The following is a 3,344-nucleotide window of genomic DNA, read 5'->3' on the forward strand; positions in this document are numbered from 1 at the left end:
CTATTTTACCTCATTTCCTTGCAATTTGGGACTGCACTTTTATGATAACACTCCAGCCGATTGTTCTGGTATCCTCGCTGATATCAAAATCAAAAAGTGAGGTTTTCAGCAGCTCCAGATTTGCAAGATCTCTTTTGACTTTGCTGTTTTCCAGCACATGTTTGGTAATTTCCCCTAAAAATGGCAACTGGTCACAACCAAGGATAAACTCCTGGCCCAGCTTACCATAGCCACTTTCCCGGTGATTGATTACCATGATCGTCGCTCCATTTTTTTCGGCCTGGATCAGCTTATACTTAACAATCGGGTTGTCCTCCGGCAGCATGCCCAGAACCAGAATGGTATCAGCACTGACAATGGCCTGCATATCCCGGATCTGGTAATTACCTTGACGGACAGCTGCTTCTCCCGTCTTGCGGTTACTGAAACTGAAAGTCTCAGCCCGGAGCACCTCGGCCAGCTTAGTAAAGGTATAAATTTCCTCATTGGTATACTTGGGTGAAATGCCCATCTTCACGGCTTCGGCGCCGTAACGGGCGGCAATGCTCTGAGATCTTTTGGCAATGGTCACCAGGGCGTCGTACCAGGTGGCTTCTTCCAGCTCACCTTGCTTATTGCGGATCAGCGGGGTGGTGATGCGTTCGCCCCACTGGACCAGGTTGGTGCCAAAGCGGCCGCGGCCGCACATCACCCCCTGATTGAGATCCTGATGGTTTTTCTGCGGAATCGCTTTGATGATCGTATCACCCTTGGATTCGATGATGATCTGACAGCCAGCGGAACAGTAGCCGCAGGTGGATTCAGTTTTTTTGGTATCCAAGGGAATCTGTTTAATCCCGGTGAGCCCTTCTCTTAAAGCGCCGGTGGGACAAACCGAGATGCACATGCCGCAGCTGACGCAGCCGGTGTCTTTCAGTGGCTGTCTCAGAGCCGGTTCGACAATGGTTTCAAAGCCCCGGTCAACCAGACCGAGGGCCTCGGCGCCGACGATTTCGTCGCAGACCCGGACGCAGAGACCGCAGGTGATGCACTTGCTGTTGTCGCGGATGACAAAGGGATGGTCGTCCTGAATCTTGGCTTCCGGGTTCTTGCCCTTGAAGCGTTCAGGTTTAACATTATATTCATTGGCATAGGCGATCAACTTACATTCAAAGTAATCCTGACAGCCGCATTCAAGGCAGCGTTTGCCTTCTTCGACAGCCTGTAAGGGGTTGTAGCCTTCGACCACTTCCAGGAAGTTATCATTACGCTCTTCCGGTAAGAGATGAACCATCACCGGGCGTTTGTTTTTCTTGATGCTTTCGAGATAATCCTGGTCCACTGACTCACGGATCACGTAATAGGGTTCGTGGTAAGCGATGGTTTCGCCGTTTAGATAGCCTTCGATAAAGGGCACGGCTTTTTTGGCATCGCCAACGGCTTTAATGACAATCGAGGCGCCGCTGTTGATGCAGTCCCCGCCGGCAAAAACACCGTCGAGATTGGTCCGGAAGGTCTGTTCGTCGGCCAGGACGGTGTTCCATTTGGTCAGGGCCAGGCGGTTATCAATACTGTTTTCTTTGCTTTCGTTGTTTTCTTTTTTATCGGTGTTGGCGGCACCGATCCCATCGGGGTTAATCCCCTGGCCGATGGCCAGAATCAGGGTATCGATGTCGAGGATCTCTTCTTCGCCAACCATCGGAACTGGGCTTCTTCTGCCACTGGCATCGGGTTCGCCCAGAGCCATTTTCTGGAGTCTTATCTTAACGATCTGACCGTCGTCGCCTTTGATCACTTCGATGGGGTTGGTCAGGTTCTTGAAGATCACCCCTTCTTCTTCGGCTTCGCTGATTTCAATTTCTTCCGCCGGCATTTCGGCTTTAGTCCTTCGGTAGATGTTGTAGACTTCTTTGGCACCTAACCGGATCGCGGTACGGCAGGCATCCATGGCAGTGTTGCCGCCGCCGACAATGGCGACTTTTTCGCCAAGGACAATCGGTTCGTTATTGGCCACCTGCTGGAGCAGCTCAATCCCGCCGATGACGCCCTTGGCATCGATGCCGTCACATCTCAGGCCGGAACTGGTCCAGGCACCCAGGGCCACATAGACGGCGTCATGGGTGTTGCGGATGGTGTCAAAGGGGATATCGACGCCGATGCGGGTATTGTTTTTAAAGACCACGCCCATGTCTTCAATCAGTCCCACTTCTTCATCGACCACCCCTTTGGGTAAGCGATATTCGGGGATCCCGTAGCGGAGCATCCCACCCATTTTGGGCATAGCGTCATAGATAGTAACGGCGTGGCCGGATTGGATCAGATAATAGGCGGCAGTGAGTCCGCCAGGGCCGCCGCCGATAATGCCGATGGATTTGCCGGTGGCTTTGGCGATTTCGGGTCGGAACATCTCATGAGTCATATCAAAGTCGGCGGCGAAGCGTTTGAGCCAGGCAATGGCGATCGGCTGATCGACGTCGCCGCGCCGACAGGCGTCTTCACAGGGATGGGGACAGACCCGGCCAATGGCCCCGGGCAGGGGCAATTGTTCTTTGATCAGCTTTAAGGCTTCTTCGAATTCGCCATTGGCGATTAAACCGACATAGCCCTGGCAGTCGGTGGTGCCGGGACAGGCCCGTTTACAGGGGGCAACGCAGTCGCCGATATGTTTGGAAAGCAGTAACTCGAGGTTGGTTTTGCGGGATTCAATGACTCGGGGGGTCCTGGTGCTGACTACCATGTTGTCGCTGATTTCAGTGGCGCAGGCTTTGAGAATCTTGGGAATGCCGGCAACTTCCACCACACAGAGGCCGCAGGAACCGTAGATCTCCAGGCGGTCGTCATAGCACAGGGTGGGAATATCTATTGCATTTTCCCGGGCGACTTCTAAAATGGTTTGTCCGGGAATACCGGTGACTTCTTTTCCATCGATGTTTAGTTTAAATTTTTTCATTCTCCCACTCCTTTCTAGTCAATGATGACGGAATCAAATTTACAGACGGCAAAGCATTTGCCGCACTTGATGCAGAGGTCCTGATTGATTTCATGGACCAGCTTCTTTTCGCCGGTAATGGCTGCCACGGGACAGTTCTTTTTGCAGGCGCCGCAGCCCACGCATTTTTCTTTGTCAATGGTGTAGGTTAACAGCGGCTTGCAGCTTTTGGCGGTGCATTTATGATGATAAATATGGTCTTCATATTCGTTTCTAAAATATTTGATGGTGGTCAGCACCGGGTTGGGGGCAGTCTGACCCAGGCCGCACAGGGAACCGTCTTTGATCTTGTAACAGAGTTCTTCGAGCAGTTCGATGTCACCATTCTGTCCTTCTCCCTGGGTAATCCGGTTGAGGATTTCCAGCATCCGGGTGG

The 3,344-nt window shown here is 52.4% G+C and carries 2 protein-coding genes; both read right to left on the bottom strand.

All coding sequences use genetic code 11. The features are described 5' to 3' along the window. Positions 1-10: 10 nt before the first annotated feature. A complete protein-coding gene (locus ABGU93_RS07915) occupies positions 11-2,929 on the bottom strand; it encodes an FAD-dependent oxidoreductase (RefSeq protein WP_347412931.1) in 2,919 nt (972 codons plus the stop codon). 14 nt (positions 2,930-2,943) lie between these two features. Further along, positions 2,944-3,344: NADH-ubiquinone oxidoreductase-F iron-sulfur binding region domain-containing protein (locus tag ABGU93_RS07920; RefSeq protein ID WP_347412932.1), on the bottom strand; the 401-nt coding region annotated here is incomplete at its 5' end.

The organism is Acetobacterium sp. (assembly GCF_039830195.1).
Classification (GTDB): domain Bacteria; phylum Bacillota; class Clostridia; order Eubacteriales; family Eubacteriaceae; genus Acetobacterium.

Excerpts from the sequence above, each read along its gene's own strand:
- ABGU93_RS07915 (WP_347412931.1), bottom strand. The coding sequence starts at position 2,929 with ATGAAAAAATTTAAACTAAACATCGATGGAAAAGAAGTCACCGGTATT.